The following is an 18,278-nucleotide window of genomic DNA, read 5'->3' as shown; positions in this document are numbered from 1 at the left end:
AGCCCGACCAAAAGGTCGGGCTCTTTATAAGTGAAGCCGCCGGATTAGACCAGCTTCTCCAGCTCAGGAACGGCTTCGAACAGATCCGCCACCAGGCCGTAATCGGCCACCTGGAAGATCGGTGCTTCTTCGTCCTTGTTGATCGCAACGATCACTTTGGAGTCTTTCATACCAGCCAGGTGCTGGATCGCGCCGGAAATACCGACGGCGATGTACAGCTGTGGCGCAACGATCTTGCCGGTCTGACCGACCTGCATGTCGTTCGGGACGAAACCTGCATCGACCGCAGCGCGCGAAGCACCCACCGCTGCGCCCAGCTTGTCGGCCAGGGCGTACAGGTGTTTGAAGTTGTCGCCGTTCTGCATGCCGCGGCCGCCGGAAACGACGATCTTGGCAGCGGTCAGTTCCGGACGATCGGACTTGGCCAGCTCTTCGTTGACGAAGCTGGAAGTGCCGGCGTTGTGCGCAGCAGTAACGGCTTCAACAGCAGCCGAACCACCTTCAGCGGCAACCGGGTCGAAACCGGTGGCACGCACGGTGATCACTTTGATCGCGGCGGTCGACTGTACGGTAGCGATGGCGTTACCGGCGTAGATCGGACGCTTGAAGGTGTCAGCGCTTTCTACCGAGATGATCTCGGAGATCTGGTCAACGTCCAGCTGCGCGGCAACGCGTGGCAGGATGTTTTTGCCGTTGGAAGTAGCGGCAGCCAGGATGTGGCTGTAGCTCTTGCCCAGTTCGGCAACCAGCGGCGCAACGTTTTCCGGCAGCTGATGCGCGTAAGCGGCATTGTCAGCGTTCAGGACTTTGCTCACGCCCGCGATTTTCGCAGCGGCTTCAGCCACGGCGCCAGCGCCTTGACCTGCAACCAGAACGTGGACATCGCCGCCGATTTTGGCAGCAGCAGCCACGGTGTTCAGGGTGGCCGGGGCCAGCACTTTGTTGTCGTGTTCAGCAATAACCAAGATAGTCATTTAGATTACCTTCGCTTCGTTTTTCAGTTTCTCGACCAGTTCAGCCACCGACTTGACCTTGATACCTGCGCTGCGTGCAGCCGGCGCTTCGACTTTCAGGGTCTTGTTGGTAGAGGCGGTGGAAACGCCCAAAGCGTCCGGAGTCAGCACTTCGAGAGGCTTCTTCTTGGCTTTCATGATGTTTGGCAGGGACGCGTAGCGCGGCTCGTTCAAACGCAGGTCGGTGGTGACGATCGCTGGCAGTTTCAGGGAAACGGTCTGCGCGCCGCCGTCGATTTCGCGAGTCACGGCAACGCTGTCGCCGGAGACTTCGACTTTCGAGGCGAAAGTACCCTGACCGTAGCCGCTCAGTGCCGCGAGCATCTGGCCGGTCTGGTTGTTGTCGCTGTCGATCGCTTGCTTGCCAAGGATCACCAACTGCGGCTGTTCCTTGTCGACCACAGCCTTGAGCAGCTTGGCCACGGCCAGCGAAGTCAGGTCTTCAGCCGATTCGACGAGGATGGCGCGGTCGGCACCCAGAGCCAGTGCGGTACGCAGCTGTTCCTGAGCGGTGGACGGGCCGATGGAGACGACGACGATTTCAGTCGCAACGCCTTTCTCTTTCAGGCGTACGGCTTCTTCCACTGCGATTTCGCAGAACGGGTTCATCGACATCTTGACGTTGGCGAGATCGACGCCGGAATTGTCCGCCTTGACGCGAACCTTGACGTTGTAATCCACAACGCGTTTGACAGCTACAAGAACCTTCATGGATTCCTCGTTACTCTCCGGTGAAAAGAAAGTCGCCTAGGCGAACCTGGCGGTTGATGCTCATCAGGCTAAAGGGCACCTCTAAAAACGCCGACGTGGGTGCGGGGTGATTTCACGTTATGAACAGCGCTGACCGTTCGTCAGTGGTGACCGACCAGTCATTGCTCTTCACGCCATGTAAACTGCGCGCCGGACCTGCACTGCGCATCACCTTCTACGGCCTGTGCCCTGTCTTTAGAGGTGCTCTTGAAACCGCCAGTCTGCCTACGACGAGCGCAAAACCGCCCGTATCTTGACCGGAACGCCTATTCCGGTCAATACAGCAAAATGACCATTCATAAGCCGTGCTTCTTTGATTTCTCTGGGCTGGAGCCGATTCAAACAAACGTTTGTATTGGACGCTGAGAGTGGTGTAGATATAATGCGCCGCCTAGAGAGAAAGGTGGTTTGCCCATTATTACCCTTGACGTTAACGTAAAGGCAATAACGGATGCGTCACCGAACCTCCAAATTAGAAAAAAAACTGTTGAGCCTTGAGTAGGAGATAGCCTGTGGAACGCGAATACATGGAATTCGACGTGGTCATCGTCGGTGCCGGCCCCGCTGGCCTGTCCGCCGCCTGCCGTCTGAAGCAGAAGGCCGCCGAAGCCGGTAAGGAAATCAGCGTCTGCGTGGTCGAAAAAGGCTCCGAAGTCGGCGCACACATCCTGTCCGGTGCCGTGTTCGAACCACGCGCTCTGAATGAACTGTTCCCGGACTGGAAAGCACTCGGCGCCCCGCTGAACACTCCGGTTACCCGCGACGATATTTTCGTCCTGAAAAACGCCGACAGCGCGCAGAAAATTCCTGACTTCTTTGTGCCCAAGACCATGCACAACGAAGGCAACTACATTATTTCCCTGGGCAACCTGTGCCGCTGGCTGGCCCAGCAGGCCGAGAACCTGGGCGTGGAAATCTACCCGGGCTTCGCCGCTCAGGAAGCACTGATCGACGAGCAAGGCGTGGTTCGCGGGATCATCACCGGTGATCTGGGCGTCGACCGCGAAGGCAACCCGAAAGAAGGCCTGTACACCCCTGGCATGGAACTGCGTGGCAAGTACACGCTGTTCGCCGAAGGCTGCCGTGGCCACATCGGCAAGCAACTGATCAAGCGCTTCAACCTCGACAGCGATGCCGACGCCCAGCACTACGGCATCGGCCTGAAAGAAATCTGGGAAATCGACCCGGCCAAACATCAGCCAGGCCTGGTGGTCCACACTGCCGGCTGGCCGCTGGACATCATGGGCACCGAAAACACCGGCGGCTCGTTCCTCTATCACCTGGAAAACAATCAGGTGGTGGTCGGACTGATTGTTGACCTGTCCTACAGCAACACCTACCTGTCGCCGTTCGACGAGTTCCAGCGCCTCAAGCATCACCCGGTGCTGGCTCAGTATCTGGAAGGCGGCAAGCGCGTCAGCTACGGCGCCCGCGCGATCTGCAAAGGTGGCCTGAACTCGCTGCCGAAAATGGTCTTCAAGGGCGGTGCGCTGATCGGTTGCGACCTCGGCACCTTGAACTTCGCCAAGATCAAGGGCAGCCACACCGCGATGAAGTCTGGCATGCTCGCCGCTGAGTCGGTGGCTGACGCCCTGTTCGCCGAGAAAGATGGCACCGAAGAGCTGACCACCTACGTCGACGCGTTCAAGAAGAGCTGGCTGTACGACGAACTGTTCGCCAGCCGTAACTTCGGGCCGGCGATCCACAAATTCGGTGCCATTGTCGGCGGTGGTTTCAACTGGCTGGACCAGAACATCTTCGGCGGCAAACTGCCGTTCACCCTGCACGACACCAAGCCGGACTACGCATGCCTGAAGCTGGCCGCCGACTGCAAGAAGATCGACTATCCGAAGCCGGACGGCAAACTCAGCTTCGACAAACTGAGCTCGGTGTTCATCTCCGGTACCAACCACGAAGAAGAACAGCCGTGCCACCTGAAGCTGACCGATCCGAGCATCCCGATCAGCAAGAACCTGCCGCTGTACGACGAACCGGCGCAGCGCTACTGCCCGGCCGGCGTGTATGAAGTGATCACCAAGGAAGACGGCGAGAAGCGTTTCCAGATCAACGCCCAGAACTGCGTGCACTGCAAGACCTGTGACATCAAGGACCCTTCGCAGAACATCACCTGGGTCACGCCGGAAGGCGCTGGTGGCCCGACTTACCCGAACATGTAAGTCGTACCGCTGAACAACGAGGCTCCCGAGATGGGGGCCTTTTTGTTGCCCATGATTTCTGTTTCAACACTCCTACAAGGGATCCGCGCAGACTCAGGCCACGCGTTCGTCGCCAGGGCTGCGCTCGAAGTAACGTTTGTACTCGCGACTGAACTGCGACGTGCTCTGATACCCCACCCGATGCGCCACCTGCGCCACGCCCAGCCCTTCCGCCACCAGCAACGTCTGCGCCTTGAGCAATCGCAAGCGCTTCAGGTACTGCACCGGCGACAGCAACGTGCTGCGTTTGAAGTGCTCGTGAAAGGACGAAACACTCATGTTCGCGCAACTGGCCAGGGTCTCGACATTCAACGGTTCGGTGTAATGCGCATGCAGGTGACTGATCGACGCAGCGACCCGGGCAAATTGTCCTTGCTGCTCCACCAGTGCACGCAACACATCGGCCTGCGGCCCGCGCAGTGCGGTGAACAACAATTCGCGCACCCGCGCCGGTCCGAGAATCTGGCGCTCCAGCGGATCGTGCAGGCAGCGCAGCAAGCGCTCGACACAGCCGCGCATGTCATCATCGAGCACCACCGAGGTCATCGACTCCGGCGTCTGTGCCGGAATGTGCCGCCCCGGCGCCAGCCCCATGGCCAGCACCAACTCGCCGAGCAGCACCCGGTCGATGGCCACCGACACGCCCAGCAACGGCGCATCGGGCAAGGCAAAGGTTTCGCACTCGAACGGCACCGGCAGCGCCTGAATCAGATAGTGCCCGGCGCCATATTCCATGGTGCGCGGGCCGAGGAACGCCAGCTTGCTGCCCTGGGCGATGATCATCAGGCTCGGCTCATAAATATGCGGGCCACGCGCCACGTCGCAACTGGCGCGCAAGACCTGCACGCCCGGCAGCCCGGTCTGGCTGTAACCGTCGCCAAGCGCCAGCGGCTCGATCAGCGAAACCAGCGTGGCATTGGCATCAAGATGGCGGGTCAACTGCATCGGAGAGGTCTTCAAAAAAGTCACGGAAAAAGGCATGCAAGCATCATCGCAGATCCTTTTGCACATGCGTTCGCCGAAACCTGCATGCCGGAGGATTAGGCATGAGACCCGGAGGAATCGTCATGGCCGCCGCGACAGACGACGCCCAGAATGCGCCACCTCACCTGTCACTGCTTCTGCGAGGTTATTCATGTACACCGCTATCGGTTATGCCGCTCAATCGGCCACCACTCCCCTCGCCCCGATGAAATTCGAACGCCGCAGCCCTCGCGCTGACGACGTGGCGATCGAGATCCTGTATTGCGGCGTCTGCCACTCCGACATCCACCAGGCCCGCAACGAATGGGGCATCGCTGTGTATCCACTGATGCCCGGCCACGAGATCGTCGGGAAAGTCACTGCCATCGGTGCGAACGTCACCCAACATAAAGTCGGAGATCTGGTCGGCGTTGGCTGCATGGTCGACTCCTGCCGCACCTGCGCCGCCTGCCAGCAGAACCTCGAGCAATACTGCCTCGAAGGCCCGACCATGACTTACGCCACCCCGGACCGGGTCGACGGCAGCAACACCATGGGCGGCTATTCGGACAGCATCGTCGTCAGCGAGCACTTCGTGGTACGCATCCCGGAAAAACTCGACCTGGCCAGCGCCGCGCCGATCCTCTGCGCCGGCATCACCACCTACTCGCCGCTCAAGCACTACGGCGTGAAGGCCGGTGACAAGGTCGGGATTCTCGGCATGGGCGGCCTTGGCCACATGGGCATCAAATTCGCCAAGGCCCTGGGCGCGGAAGTGACGTTGTTCACCCGTTCGGCGAGCAAGGCCGAAGAAGGTCGTCGTCAGGGTGCCGATCATGTGATCGTCTCCACCGATGCCGAACAGATGGCTGCCGCCGCAGGCCAGTTCGACTTCCTGCTGGACACCATTCCGGTGCAGCACGACCTCAACCCGTACCTGCAAACCCTGCGTTTTGATGGCGTGCATATTCTGGTGGGACTGATCGAGCCGATCGACCCGCCGGTGCATGCCGCCAACCTGGTGCTGGGCCGTCGCGTGCTGGCCGGTTCGTTGATCGGCGGCATCGCCGAAACCCAGGAAGTGCTGGATTTCTGCGCCGAGCACAACATCACCTGCGACATCGAAATGCTCGACATCCGCCAGATCAACGAGGCTTACGCGCGGATGATCGCCGGCGACGTGAAATACCGCTTCGTGATCGACATGGCGACGCTCAAGGTTTAAGGCCTCACACCTTCAAGCCAAGCTCCGCCGACAGCCGGGCTGTGACCCCTTTGATCAGGGGGATCAGCTCGGCCATTTTTTCCAGCGGCATGTACGGCACGGTGCTGGCGATGCTGATCGCCGCCACAATGCGCTTGCTCGCATCACGAATCGGCGCCGCCACGCAGCGGATCGACGGTTCGTTGTCCTCCAGATCGAAAGCGTAGCCGCCGGCCACGTAATCGGTCATGCGCTGCTCAAGCTGTTCCCACGATTGCTGGGGATGTTGCGGCCAGAACTGACTTTTCCCACCCGCCGGCAGGCTGATGTCGTACAGGCGCTGCCAGTCTTGCGGCGAGTCATCGAGCATCAACGCCTTGCCGATCCCGGTTCGCGCCAGCGGCATGCGATGGCCGACCCGCGAACGCATTTCCGGGCCATTGCGCCCCGGATTCTTCAGCAGGTACAGCACCTCGTCGCCTTCACGAATACCCAGATGCACGGTGTCGCCGGTCAGCGCCGACAACTCATCCAGATACGGTCCGGCCAGACTCACCAGCGGCAACTCTTCGCGTGCCTGAAACCCCAGCTCGATCAGCTTCGGCCCCAGCAGATAACCCATTTGCGGGACCACGCGCAGGTAGCGCTCATCCACCAGACAACTGGCCAAGCGATGGGTGGTGCTGCGCGTGGTACCGATCAGCCGGGCAATCTCTTTCAGATCGCGGGCGCCACTGGCCACCGCCTGCACCACACCCAGGCCGCGAAGCAGTGTCTGAGTGCCGGTGGGTGCGGCGTCCTTGGTTTTTTCCGGGGCGTCTTCCTGCATATCCAGCCTTTACCGTTGAGCGAGGGAACGGGCGGCATTATGGTCGCCCGAGGCGGAGCACTACAACTCGATACGTTCGACCTTGCCCACCAGCAGCACATAGGACAACGCACCGATCAGCGCCAGAACCGCGATGTAGGTGATTGCCGGGGCGAACGAATCACCGCTGGCGAGGAAACCGATGACAATCGGCGTGGCAATTGCCGACAGGTTGCCGATGAAGTTGAACACCCCGCCGGTCAAACCGAGCAAACGTGCCGGAGCGAGGGTCGAAACCAGCGACCAGGTGATCGACGCCAGCCCGTTGCCGAAAAACGCCAGCGCCAGGAAGGCAATCACCAGCGGTGTCGATTCAACGAAATTGGCGCCGATGATCGAGGTAGAAATCAGCAGCCCGCCAATGATCGGCAACTTGCGCGCAAATCCGACGCTGCAGCCACGCCGAATCAACAAGTCGGAAAAGAACCCCGAGCACAGCACACCGACGAAAGCAGCCAGAAATGGCAGCGACGCCAGCAGGCCGGACTTGATGAAGTCCATGCCGCGATATTTCACCAGATAGGTCGGGAACCACGTGAGGAAGAACCACAGCGTCGAGTTCAGGCAGAACTGGCCGAGGTAGATGCCCCACAACTTGCGCTTGGTCAGGACGATACCCAGATCAGTCCAGCTGAACCTGGCTTTGACCTTGGCCGTCTCCTGCTGAATATCGACCAGCCCACCGCCCTCACGAATCAGGTCGATTTCGCCTTGGTTGACGCCTTTGAAGTCTCGCGGCTCGCGATACACCGCGTACCAGATCGCCGCCCAGACAATCCCCGCCGCACCGGTGGCGACGAACACCATGTGCCAGCCGAACTCATGTTGCAGCCAGGCCAGTACCGGGGTCAGAAACGCCAGCCCGACAAACTGCCCCGACGTGTAAAAACCAATCGCCGTGGCCCGCTCGCGCTCAGGAAACCAGGTCGTCACCACACGGCTGTTGATCGGATAAGCCGGCGCTTCCAGCGCGCCGACCGCCATGCGCAGCACGAACAGCGCAATGAAGCTGGCTGCAAAGCCGAGCATCACCGTGGCCAGCGACCACAGCAGCAACGCGACGCTATAAAGAATGCGCGGCGGCACGCGATCGACCAGCCAGCCGCCGGGGATTTGCATCGCGGCGTAGGTCCAGCCGAACGCCGAGAAAATCAGCCCGACGTGAACCGGATCAATGCCCAGTTCGCTGGTCAGCGCGGGCGCGGCAATCGACAGGTTGCTGCGATCGAGGTAGTTGATGACCACGGTGATGAACAGCAGCACCATGATGAAAAACCGCTTGCGGCTGGGCGTGACTAAAGACGCCTGCCCGGTGAGGGTTTGCGGTGGCATGGGGGGTGCCTCTTCTTATGATTATTTGAGGTCGGCCTGTGGCCTGCACTGCACCCTGTGGGAGCGAGCTTGCTCGCGAAGACGGCGGCACATCCTGCATCAATCTGACTGACCTGCCGCATTCGCGAGCAAGCTCGCTCCCACAGGGGGGGTGGTGTGTCAGAGACAAATCACCACTCGGCAAAACTGCCATCGGCATGGCGCCAGATCGGGTTACGCCAGCGGTGGCCGACGGCGGCGCGTTCGATCACGTATTCCTCGTTGATCTCGATACCCAGTCCCGGCCCGTTCGGAATCTTCACGAAACCCTGGTCGTAGTCGAACACCCGTGGGTCTTTCACGTAGTCGAGCAAATCGTTGCTCTCGTTGTAATGGATGCCCAGGCTCTGCTCTTGGATAAACGCGTTGTAACAAGCCGCGTCCAATTGCAAACACGCGGCCAGCGCAATCGGTCCCAACGGGCAATGCAGCGCCAACGCCACGTCGTAGGCTTCGGCCATGTTGGCGATCTTGCGGGTCTCGGTGATGCCGCCCGCGTGGGAGGCATCCGGCTGGATGATGTCGACGTAGCCTTCACTCAACACCCGTTTAAAGTCCCAGCGCGAGAACAGCCGCTCGCCGAGAGCGATCGGCGTGCTGGTCAATGGCGCCAGCTCCTTCAATGCTTCGTAGTTTTCGCTGAGCACCGGCTCTTCGATGAACATCAGCTTGTACGGATCGAGTTCCTTCATCAGCACCTTGGCCATCGGTTTGTGCACGCGGCCATGGAAGTCGACACCGATGCCAACGTTCGGCCCGACCGCATCACGCACGGCAGCGACGTTGGCCAGCGCCAGATCGACTTTTTCGAAGGTATCGAGGAATTGCAGTTCTTCGGTGCCGTTCATTTTCACCGCGGTGAAACCACGGCTCACCGCCTCTTTCGCCGCGCGCGCGGTGTCGGCCGGACGGTCGCCACCGATCCACGAGTACACGCGAATTTTGTCGCGCACCTGCCCACCGAGCAGGTCACTGACCGATACGCCGAGGGCCTTGCCCTTGATGTCCCACAGCGCCTGATCGATACCAGCCAGCGCACTCATGTGAATCGCGCCGCCACGGTAGAAGCCGCCGCGATACAGCACCGTCCAGATGTCCTCGATATTGCGTGGGTCTTTGCCGATCAGGTAGTCGGACAATTCTTCGACGGCAGCGGCCACGGTGTGCGCCCGACCTTCAACCACGGGTTCACCCCAACCGGTCACGCCTTCATCGGTTTCGACCTTGAGGAAGCACCAGCGCGGCGGGACGATGAAGGTGGTGAGTTTGGTGATTTTCATCTGTTTGTCTCTCTTGTTAGATGCAGCGCACGCAGCGCCAAAAAGTCTTAACCAAGCGCCTTCCACGCGGCCACGTAGGCCTCGGCGTTCACCGCCACTTGCTGCGGCGTCATGCCCGGTTTGAACAGCCCGGAACCGAGGCCGAAACCTTTCACGCCGGCGTCGGTGAACGCCTGCATGTTGTCCGGCGTGATACCGCCAACCGGCGCCAGAACCGTCCCGGATGGCAACACCGCCAGCCAGGCTTTGACGACCGCCGGGCCCATCTGCTCGGCGGGGAACAGCTTGAGAATGTCTGCTCCCTCCGCCAGCGCCGCGAATGCTTCGGTCGGTGTGGCCACACCTGGCGACAGAAACAGCCCCGCCGCTTTCGCCGCGCGCAAGACCTTGGCGTCGCTGTGCGGCATGACGATCACTTGCCCGCCGGCTTCTTTCACCAACTCGACCTGTTCCGGGGTCAACACCGTGCCGGCACCGATCAGGCAATCGGCGGGCAAGGTCTTGCGCAGGATGCGGATACTTTCGTACGGCGAAGGGGAATTGAGCGGTACTTCGATGACGCGAAATCCAGCTGCATACAGGACTTCTCCGACCGCAGCGGCTTCCTGCGGATGCAGGCCACGCAGGATCGCGATCAGACCGTTTTGCGCCAATGCTTGCTTGAGCATGTCAGGCCTCCAGTCAGGGTTAACGGGATGAGGAATCGAGCAGTCCGGCGGCCAGCGCCAGTTGCCACAAACCACGCTCGGTGGCCTGCTCGGCCAGCGTCACCGCGGCGAAACCGCAGGCGTCGAGGGCACGGCTGTAACGCGCGCAGAGTTGCGCATTGCCGATGAGGATGATCGAAGGAAGCTGCGCGCTGTTGCGGCGGCGGCGCTGAACCGTGGCGAGTGCCGCCAGTTCATGACCGATCAACAGGCCGGACAAATAATCAGGTTGCGCACTGGCGCCGAGTTCGCCGGTCAGCCCCAGGGTGCGGGCACTGAATAGCGTCGATAGAACGCCCAGCTCGCCGTCCACCGACAGCGCCACCTGCACGCCACGGTCGAACGCCGGGCCATCGAAAGCCGCGCTGTGCTGTTGGGTACGGCCAAGGATGCTGTGTTCGCTGAGCACGGCGAACACTTCGCCGGTCATGAAGGTATCGAAATGAGTGATGCAGCCATCGACCACCTCCACCCATTTGGAATGGCTGCCCGGCAGACCGATCAACAGATCGCCGCTCGCCTCGGCCGGCAGATTCTGCAGCACGCCGAGGACCTGGGTTTCTTCGCCGCGCATCACGTTGGGCAGGTGTGAACGCTGAATCACGCCCGGCACGATGTGCACCCGCGTGCCGCGCAGACTGACCAGTGTTTGTAGGGAATTTCCGAGATGGGCGACGTTCGCCGGTGTTTCGCAGTAGGCCGCTTCGCGCCAGCCTTGGGCGCTGCCGACCATGCCGCAGGCGATCACCGGCAGATCCGGCTGCGCGTCGAGCCAGTCGCCGCACGCGTCATCAAAGGCCAGTTCAAAACCGTCAGTGCATTCGCGACCGTTGATGACTCGCGCAGTCGCGGGCAACTGCATGATCCCGGATGCCAGCGCACGCTGCTCCAGCACCACACCACCCGCCGCGAGTTTGTAAGCACGTAATGAGGTCGTCCCCCAATCGAGCGCGATCAATTGCGCCTGCATCGCTTCACCTGTTTTGTTTTTGGCAGTGAGTGCGACGGACTATAGACCTCTCAGACGGTAAATCTCAATATGTAATTTTGCATCCCATATTTTGGGATTAATTCGCCTCACCCTACCTCGAACAGGTTCAGCCATCCCTGCCATCAGAATGCCTGCTTATGCTGTATCGCCTGGATAAAAGCGCTGGCAGGAACATCCATCGACTCTGAGTAATAAGGGCCGTAGGAATAAGCGGCAGTCCTGAACTTACAAACGACAACTTTACGCAGCTTCAAATCAGCACGGGGTCGCCAACATTGTTGTTCAGCCCTCGGCGAACTCGCGCAACACTTTGCCGTCCATGCGATAGCGCACCCATTCTTCCTGCGGCTGCGCGCCGAGGGATTTGTAAAAGTCGATGGCCGGGGTGTTCCACTCCAGCACGCTCCACTCGAAACGGCCGCAGTCGTTGTCGCAGGCGATTTTCGCCAAGTGCCGCAACAGGGTTTTGCCGGCACCGCCGCCGCGTTGCTCCGGGGTGATGTAGAGGTCTTCGAGGTACAGGCAGTTGCTGCCCAGCCAGGTCGAATAGCTGAAGAAGAACACCGCGAAACCGATCGGCAAGCCGTCGCGCAGGCAGATCAGACCGTGGGCGGTGGCGCCTTCGCTGAACAGGCTGCGCTCGATGTCGGTGACGCTGGCGATCACTTCGTGGCGGGCCTTTTCGAAATCTGCCAGTTCGGTGATGAAGGCGAGGATTTGCGGAGCATCGCTGGGGGTCGCCGGGCGGATTTCGATCGTCATGGACGGGCCTTGTCGGAAATGGAAAGCGCCATACTAAAGCTGCATGGCTTTTGTGGCGAGGCAGCTTGCTCCCGCTGGGTTGCGCGCGGCCCCAATTCCATCCAATGTGATCTATCAGACAGGGCTTGTTTTCCAGGTTTTGCGACTGCTGCGCAGTCGCGCGGAACGGCGCGACGATTCGACAAGCTCCCTCGCCACAGAAGCTCAACTCAACTGAAAGAACACTTATGTCCGCCAACGCTTTTGCCCCTCTGATCTCCCTCGCCCGCGAATTGCTGCCCCACGCCCTCGAACCCTCCGAAGACGGCGCCCATGACCTCTCCCACCTGCAACGGGTCTGGCACAACGTGCGCACCTTGCAGGCCGAGGAAGGTGGAGACCTGGAAGTGTTGCTCGCCGCCGTGCTGCTGCACGATTGCGTGTCCGTGGAAAAGAACTCGCCGCTGCGCTCACAGGCTTCGCGTCTTGCCGCAAAGAAAGCCGCCAATGTGCTGGCCGGGCTGGACTGGCCCGAAAGCAAGATCAGCAGCGTCGCCCACGCCATCGAAGCCCACAGCTTTTCCGCCAGCATCAGCCCGCTCACGCTTGAGGCAAAAATCGTCCAGGACGCCGACCGGCTCGACTCATTGGGCATGCTCGGCGTTGCTCGCACGTTCTACGTCGCCGGGCGCATGGGTTCTGCGCTGTATGACCCACATGATCCCGAAGCAAAAGAGCGCGACTACGACGACATGCGCTTTTGCCTCGACCACTTCCAGACCAAACTGCTGCACCTGGCCGAGGGCTTCCAGACCGCTGCCGGTCAAGGTCTGGCGCAGATCCGCCATCAACGCCTGAAGGGTTTCATGGAGCAGTTCAAGGAGGAAATCGGCATCGGCTGATCGTCCTGCGACTCGACCGTTCGTCGTTAATCAGGCACCAATCGGACAAGAGGGCAGACCAACGACAGGTAAGGATTTCAATCACTGGAGACGCCCTATGATCCCGTCAAGGTTGACTGCCCTCGTTTTCGCCGCCCTGCTGAGTCCCGCGGTTTTTGCCGCTTCTACCACCGCAGCGGGCACCGGCCCCACCGATCCGACTCCGGCTCCGCGAGCCCCCGTTATCAACAGTGCCCCCGGCATGAACACCGATGGTTCCGGTGTTCCGTTGATCAACCAGCCACCGGCCACCGGCACCGACCCACGCACCCAAGGCAGCGATCCCGGCCGCCAGGGTGGCATGAACACCCCTGACTCCCCCGCTACACCCGATAACGCCGGCCACGGCATCGGCTCGAAAACCACCACCGGTGGTTCGGGCTCCGAAGGCGGCAGTCAGTAGTTCGCCGACGCGAGCGTCCTGTTCACATCCATGAAGAGGTAACCATGAACGTCGATAAAAACCTGGAAAAAGAAGTCCTCACCCGCCTGCTGCACGCTCACCCCAGTGGTCTGGGCAAGGAGGTGCTGGACAATTATCGCGGCGAAAAAGTCGTCGCCAGCGCCCTCGCCGCCCTGCAGGATCGCGGATTGATCCACCATGGTCATGTGACCTGCAACGAGGCCGGCGAACACTCGTTGAACCTGCCGATCAAGCTCAGTGCGGCCGGGGTTGAAGCGGCGCGAAAGCTCGACGACCCGGCGCGGTGATTGTGTGAACGCGTGATCATGCCGGTGCTGCTGCACGCTGCGATCTTTTGATTTCCGGATCAACGGATCGCAGCCTGCGGCAGCAGTTCACCATCAAAACCTGTGGGAGCTGGCAAGCACGCGATAGCGACAGATCAGTCGCCGAAGGGCTCGCGGATAAACGCATCGACTTCAGCAGCCCCCGGCGAAGTCGCCGGCCCCCACCGGGTCACCGCCAGAGCCGCCGCTGCATTCGCCCTGCGTGCCGCCTCATGCGCGCTCAATCCCTGCGCCAACCCTGCGACAAATACTCCGGCGTGCGCATCCCCAGCGCCATTGCTGTCCAGCGCTTTAACGGCAAACCCCGGCACATGCCGGCGCTCGCCATGCTGTTGAATCCAGCAGCCTTGCGGACCGTCGCGGACCACCATCAACACGTCTTTGGGTAGATGCTCAGAGAGACGATCAAGTGCAGATGCAATCTCTTCAGCGCCGGTAAACCGCAGCGCTTCGACACTGTTGCTGGTCCACACGTCGATGCGCGGCAACAGCGCCTGCATCAGCGGTGAGTCCGGTGATTCGACCAAAGGCCCCGGATCGAACACCACGTTGATCGTATCCGCCAACGCCAACGTCCAGTCGAGTAACGCTTGCGCCTTGCCTTCATGCAGCAGACTGTAACCGCTCACATAAACGTAATCACCCGCCTCGGCTGCCACGCTGTTCAAGTCCTCTTCGGTGACCTCACCTTCAGCGCCGATATAGGAAATGAAACTGCGCTCAGCTGACGCATCGGTCAGTGCCACGCAAATCCCGGTGTCGCGTGGCGCAGGCGTCTGGATGCCGATATGAATGCCTTCGTCATTCATCGCCTGACGCGCCAGGTCACCGAAACGCCCGGTGCCATGGCGACCGAGATAAACCACTGGCAAGCCATTGCGCACGGCAGCGGCCATCACGTTGAAACCGCCGCCGGCTTCGAAACCGGCCGATTGCGCCAGCACATCACCGCCGACCTGCGGCAATTTTTCCACGGCCATGACCAGGTCGATGATGACCTGGCCGGTGTGCAACATCTTAGGCATGAGCACGCTCGACTTGCGCAGCGCGGCGGTCTTTCGCCCCGCCGAGGACGAAGTAAATGCCACCGGCCACCACGAAGGTCACGATCCAGCCCAGACCGTTGTGGCCCAGCCACGAGTCGGACAGAAAGCCCTTGAACCAGACGTTCTCGGCAGTGGTGCCAATGGTGGTGAAACTGAAGCCGAGCACGATGGCAATCGCCCATGCGCCGAACGCACGCCATTCAATGCCGCCGCGATACCAGTAAGCGCTGCTCGGGCTGACGTCGAGCAGGTCTTTGGGGCTGTAGTAGTGGCGGTGAATCAGATCAACCACGAAGATCCCGACCCACGCGGTGATTGGCACTGCCAGCAGGGAAATGAAGGTAATGAACGGGCCGTAGAAGCTATCCGCAATCAGCATGAAGTAGATCGAACCGGCGAAGATCGCGACGATGTCCACCACCACCGCGTAGACGCGTTTGACTTTGAGGCCGAGGGTCAGCGTGGTCAGGCCGGCGGAGTACACCGACAGGTTGTTCGACAGCAGCAGGCCGCCGAATGCAGTGATCAGGTACGGCACGGCCATCCACGTCGGCAGCATGTCGCGGATCGCCACGATCGGGTCAGTCGCCGACGCCAGATCATTGTTGCCTACCGACAACAGGCCGCCGAGGGTAATCAGCAGCACCAGCGGAATCCCGGCGCCGAACGCGGCAGACGCCACCAGACGCACGGCTTTGACGCTGCGGTGCTGATAGCGCGACATGTCGGCACCGGCGTTGGCCCAACCAATCCCGGTGCCGGCAGCCATGGTGCCGATACCGATGATCATTGCGCTCAGCGGCGCCGGGGTGGCGTTGAACACCGCGCTCCAGTCGATGGTCGCGCAGAGAAAACCGCCGACCAGGATGTTCAGCGCGCCGAACACATAAGTCGCCCACTTCTGGATCACCAGCAGGGTGGCGTGGCCGAGGCCGGAAACCGACAGTGTCAGCAGGACGAAAATCGCGATGAAGATCAGCGTCAGCACTGGCGCACTCTTCGCTTCCACCGGCGAGCCGAACAGGATCGAGCACAGCGACAGCAGCACGAATGCCGCCGTGGTGGTGTTGACGGTTTCCCAGCCCAGTCGCGACATCAGTGAGACCAGCGTCGGGCCAATGTTGCCGCGCACACCGAAGATCGCTCGCGACAAGGTCAGGCTCGGCGCACGGCCACGACGGCCAGCGATCGAGATGATCCCCACCACCGCGAACGAACCGGCTGCGCCGACAATCGCAACGATGATCGCCTGCCAGATCGCCAGCCCGCGAAACGCAACCAGCGTGGCGCCCAGCGGCAGACCGAGAATGGAAATGTTGGCGGCGAACCAGACCCAGAACAGTTGCAGCGGATGGCCGTTGCACTCGGCTTCCGGCACCGGTTCGATACCCCGGGTCTCCAGCTGTCCGGCGCTTTGCCCGGCGTTTGATGAACTCATGAACTGTGCTCCTGTTTGCCTTTATTGTGGTTGTGGCAATGATGCAGAACGACAAGACATCCCGGCCGTCCTCGGCCTGTCTGCGCGATCCATTGCGGGTTGAAAATTCGATTATGCGGTGCGCCTATCGCTGGCAAGCCAGCTCCCACAGGTTCAAAGTTAACCTGCCCAATCCCTGTGGGAGCTGGCTTGCCAGCGTTGGCGTAGCCCGTCAACGCAGGGCCAACAGCCCCTGCACCAACGGCTCAAGCTCCAGATGATTGACCGCTTTCACCGTGGCAATCATCGGCACCGGCCAGCTCTCAAGGCCCAGGCAGGCCCCGAGCATGGCGCCGAGAATCGCCGCGATGGTGTCGGTGTCACCGCCCAGGCTGGCGGCCATGCACAATGCATCGAACGCGCTCATCTCGCCGACCGCCACTTGCTGCGCCAGGGCGAACGACACCACCACCGATTCCTGCGACGCCACCGACGTGCCGATCACGTCGTACAGCAAGTCCGCCAACAACGCCTTGTCACTGTCGACGCTGATGCTGCGCGCCCAACTGATCCGCGAAGCGATACGCCCACCGGCGACCCAGTGCCCGTGCGCTTCGGCCTGTTGCGCAATCTGCTGTCCGAGGTTCAGCGCTTCGCCAAGGTCCATGCCGTTGATCCCGGCCGAGACCACCGCTGCCACCGCCGCGGCACTGGAAATCCCCAGCGTGGTGTTGTGGGTGACCTGACAGGCCTGTACCACGGCGGCGATGAAGCGCTGGGGCTCGGCGACGTCCGCCGCGATCCCTACCGGAGTAATGCGCATCGCTGCGCCGTTGGTGGTGCCGTAGCGCCCGGCCTCTTCGGCCGAATGCCCGGCGAGGATCATCTCGATGGCACGTTTGGTCGAGGGCCCGAGCAAATCCTGCGAACCCTTGGCCTGCATTTCGGCTTCCCACTCGATCAGACGCTGCGCGAGGATCGCCGGCTCGATGCGGCCCTTGCCTTCGATCAGCAACTCACCGACCAGAATCGCCTGTTCGGTGTCATCGGTGATCGACCCCTTGGGCATATTGGCGGCGATCGGTTGCAAGGGACCGGCGTCCTGCAGATCGGTGATCCGGCCGAAGCGGGTCTTGATCGTTTCGCGGTTCAGCGACTGCGTCGGCATGCCCAGCGCATCACCGAGGGCCAGGCCGTAAAACGCACCGAGAGCACGGTTGAACGCGGTCATTTCGATTCTCCAAACTGCAGGTGCAGGCGGAAATGCACCGGATCGAGCAAGCTTTCGACCTGCTCCATGAAACGGTTCTGCCGGTCGTAGGTGGTGCGCAAGGCTTTGAGGAAAACGGTGCCCACCGGACGCCCGAGCAGTTCGGCGTCCACGGCATTCAGCGGTTCGGCGCCGATCCACTGATCGCCGCGCTCGCCGATGTAGCCATAGGCAGCCAGGGTGATGGTCAGGGAATTGTCGATCAGACCGACGCGCGGCAGGCTTTCCAGGCCGCCGGTGGCCGGCATCAACGAACGTTCGAGAGACACCAGCGTGCCGTCATTGGAGCGCCGGCGACGGTCGAGGGTGATGAATTGGTCGGTACCGAAACGCGAGAGCAGATCGGGCCGGGTCACGGCTTCGAGGCGCAGCACTTCGGTGTTGATCAGCGCGCCGCTGTCGGCCAGCGCCTGCGCCCAGCCACTGCGCTGGTCGAGCACCACACCGTCGAACGTGACGATCGAGCCGACCCCGCTTTGCGTGGCGATGTAATTGCGCCGCTTCAGTTCGGCCAGCGCTTCGCGCAGCGTGCCACGGCTGACCTTGAATTCTTGAGCCAACTGATGCTCACCGGGCAACAGAAAGCCGTCCTCCATGAGGCCGCTTTCGATGCGCCGGACGAGTTCGTCGACCACCCGTTGTTTCTTGTCAAATCGTACCTGTCTAATCATGTACAAATTGATACCCGAAACGGATGCGGGCGAGCAAGTTAAATTTAGGGGGGGCGGACAGAAGGCGACAAGATCAAAA

General features: G+C 61.1%; 18 protein-coding genes. 5 read left to right on the top strand and 13 right to left on the bottom strand.

The features are described from left to right. Positions 1–44 precede the first annotated feature (44 nt). Complete coding sequence (locus PseuLF5_RS15565) at positions 45–974, bottom strand: electron transfer flavoprotein subunit alpha/FixB family protein (protein WP_340133944.1); 930 nt, start codon at positions 972–974, stop codon at positions 45–47. Then, positions 975–1,724: an electron transfer flavoprotein subunit beta/FixA family protein gene (locus tag PseuLF5_RS15560; RefSeq protein ID WP_003226982.1), complete on the bottom strand. Its 750-nt coding sequence runs from the start codon at positions 1,722–1,724 to the stop codon at positions 975–977. It abuts the gene before it with no gap. A 551-nt stretch (positions 1,725–2,275) separates the two neighbouring features. Between PseuLF5_RS15560 and PseuLF5_RS15555 the strand changes: the two genes are divergently transcribed. Beyond that, a complete protein-coding gene (locus tag PseuLF5_RS15555; protein WP_186744905.1) occupies positions 2,276–3,940 on the top strand; it encodes an electron transfer flavoprotein-ubiquinone oxidoreductase in 1,665 nt (554 codons plus the stop codon). Positions 3,941–4,033: 93 nt separating this feature from the next. Here PseuLF5_RS15555 and PseuLF5_RS15550 read toward each other — a convergent pair whose 3' ends face one another. After that, complete coding sequence (locus tag PseuLF5_RS15550) at positions 4,034–4,924, bottom strand: AraC family transcriptional regulator (protein ID WP_123467312.1); 891 nt, start codon at positions 4,922–4,924, stop codon at positions 4,034–4,036. 190 nt (positions 4,925–5,114) lie between these two features. Here PseuLF5_RS15550 and PseuLF5_RS15545 point away from each other — a divergent pair, with 190 nt between their 5' ends. Beyond that, positions 5,115–6,167 carry an NAD(P)-dependent alcohol dehydrogenase gene (locus PseuLF5_RS15545; RefSeq protein WP_123466732.1) on the top strand — a complete coding sequence of 351 codons (1,053 nt, stop codon included), beginning with the start codon at positions 5,115–5,117 and terminating at the stop codon, positions 6,165–6,167. Positions 6,168–6,171: 4 nt separating this feature from the next. On the opposite strand, the gene PseuLF5_RS15540 is transcribed toward PseuLF5_RS15545, so the two are convergent. The 6 genes from PseuLF5_RS15540 to PseuLF5_RS15515 form a co-directional block, all read right to left on the bottom strand. Next, on the bottom strand, positions 6,172–6,975 hold the full coding sequence (locus PseuLF5_RS15540; RefSeq protein ID WP_123466734.1) for an IclR family transcriptional regulator: 804 nt from the start codon (positions 6,973–6,975) through the stop codon (positions 6,172–6,174). Between the two features lie 60 nt (positions 6,976–7,035). Then, a complete protein-coding gene (locus tag PseuLF5_RS15535; RefSeq protein WP_186744911.1) occupies positions 7,036–8,346 on the bottom strand; it encodes an MFS transporter in 1,311 nt (436 codons plus the stop codon). A 170-nt stretch (positions 8,347–8,516) separates the two neighbouring features. Next, positions 8,517–9,665 (bottom strand): galactonate dehydratase, encoded by a 1,149-nt coding sequence (dgoD, locus tag PseuLF5_RS15530; protein ID WP_016770960.1) that lies wholly within the window; start codon positions 9,663–9,665, stop codon positions 8,517–8,519. Positions 9,666–9,712: 47 nt separating this feature from the next. Continuing rightward, on the bottom strand, positions 9,713–10,333 hold the full coding sequence (locus PseuLF5_RS15525) for a 2-dehydro-3-deoxy-6-phosphogalactonate aldolase (protein ID WP_123466738.1): 621 nt from the start codon (positions 10,331–10,333) through the stop codon (positions 9,713–9,715). Between the two features lie 19 nt (positions 10,334–10,352). Next, a complete protein-coding gene (locus PseuLF5_RS15520; RefSeq protein WP_340133941.1) occupies positions 10,353–11,342 on the bottom strand; it encodes a 2-dehydro-3-deoxygalactonokinase in 990 nt (329 codons plus the stop codon). Between the two features lie 303 nt (positions 11,343–11,645). Continuing rightward, positions 11,646–12,125 (bottom strand): GNAT family N-acetyltransferase, encoded by a 480-nt coding sequence (locus tag PseuLF5_RS15515; protein ID WP_123466742.1) that lies wholly within the window; start codon positions 12,123–12,125, stop codon positions 11,646–11,648. Between the two features lie 227 nt (positions 12,126–12,352). Between PseuLF5_RS15515 and PseuLF5_RS15510 the strand changes: the two genes are divergently transcribed. The 3 genes from PseuLF5_RS15510 (at position 12,353) to PseuLF5_RS15500 (ending at position 13,756) form a co-directional block, all read left to right on the top strand. Continuing rightward, on the top strand, positions 12,353–13,006 hold the full coding sequence (locus PseuLF5_RS15510) for an HD domain-containing protein (RefSeq protein ID WP_340133939.1): 654 nt from the start codon (positions 12,353–12,355) through the stop codon (positions 13,004–13,006). Positions 13,007–13,103: 97 nt separating this feature from the next. Further along, complete coding sequence (locus tag PseuLF5_RS15505; protein ID WP_128614936.1) at positions 13,104–13,448, top strand: hypothetical protein; 345 nt, start codon at positions 13,104–13,106, stop codon at positions 13,446–13,448. Positions 13,449–13,492: 44 nt separating this feature from the next. Continuing rightward, the gene (locus PseuLF5_RS15500; RefSeq protein WP_123466748.1) at positions 13,493–13,756 is read left to right on the top strand and encodes a hypothetical protein; all 264 of its coding nucleotides are present in this window, start codon (positions 13,493–13,495) and stop codon (positions 13,754–13,756) included. A 134-nt stretch (positions 13,757–13,890) separates the two neighbouring features. Here the strand turns inward: PseuLF5_RS15500 and PseuLF5_RS15495 are convergent, their stop codons facing one another. The 4 genes from PseuLF5_RS15495 to PseuLF5_RS15480 form a co-directional block, all read right to left on the bottom strand. Further along, positions 13,891–14,820: a PfkB family carbohydrate kinase gene (locus PseuLF5_RS15495; RefSeq protein WP_340133937.1), complete on the bottom strand. Its 930-nt coding sequence runs from the start codon at positions 14,818–14,820 to the stop codon at positions 13,891–13,893. Next, on the bottom strand, positions 14,813–16,279 hold the full coding sequence (locus tag PseuLF5_RS15490; RefSeq protein ID WP_123466752.1) for a purine-cytosine permease family protein: 1,467 nt from the start codon (positions 16,277–16,279) through the stop codon (positions 14,813–14,815). The genes PseuLF5_RS15495 and PseuLF5_RS15490 overlap by 8 nt, the downstream gene beginning before the upstream one ends. A 211-nt stretch (positions 16,280–16,490) precedes the next feature. Then, positions 16,491–17,489: an ADP-ribosylglycohydrolase family protein gene (locus tag PseuLF5_RS15485; RefSeq protein WP_123466754.1), complete on the bottom strand. Its 999-nt coding sequence runs from the start codon at positions 17,487–17,489 to the stop codon at positions 16,491–16,493. Then, positions 17,486–18,199 carry a GntR family transcriptional regulator gene (locus tag PseuLF5_RS15480; protein ID WP_123466756.1) on the bottom strand — a complete coding sequence of 238 codons (714 nt, stop codon included), beginning with the start codon at positions 18,197–18,199 and terminating at the stop codon, positions 17,486–17,488. Before PseuLF5_RS15480 ends, PseuLF5_RS15485 begins: the two co-directional genes overlap by 4 nt. Positions 18,200–18,278 lie beyond the last annotated feature (79 nt).

Source organism: Pseudomonas sp. LF-5 (genome assembly GCF_037626295.1).
GTDB classification, from domain to species: domain Bacteria; phylum Pseudomonadota; class Gammaproteobacteria; order Pseudomonadales; family Pseudomonadaceae; genus Aquipseudomonas; species Aquipseudomonas monsensis.
The sequence above is the reverse complement of the archived record's forward strand: the minus strand, read 5'-3'. Positions and strand labels throughout refer to the sequence as shown.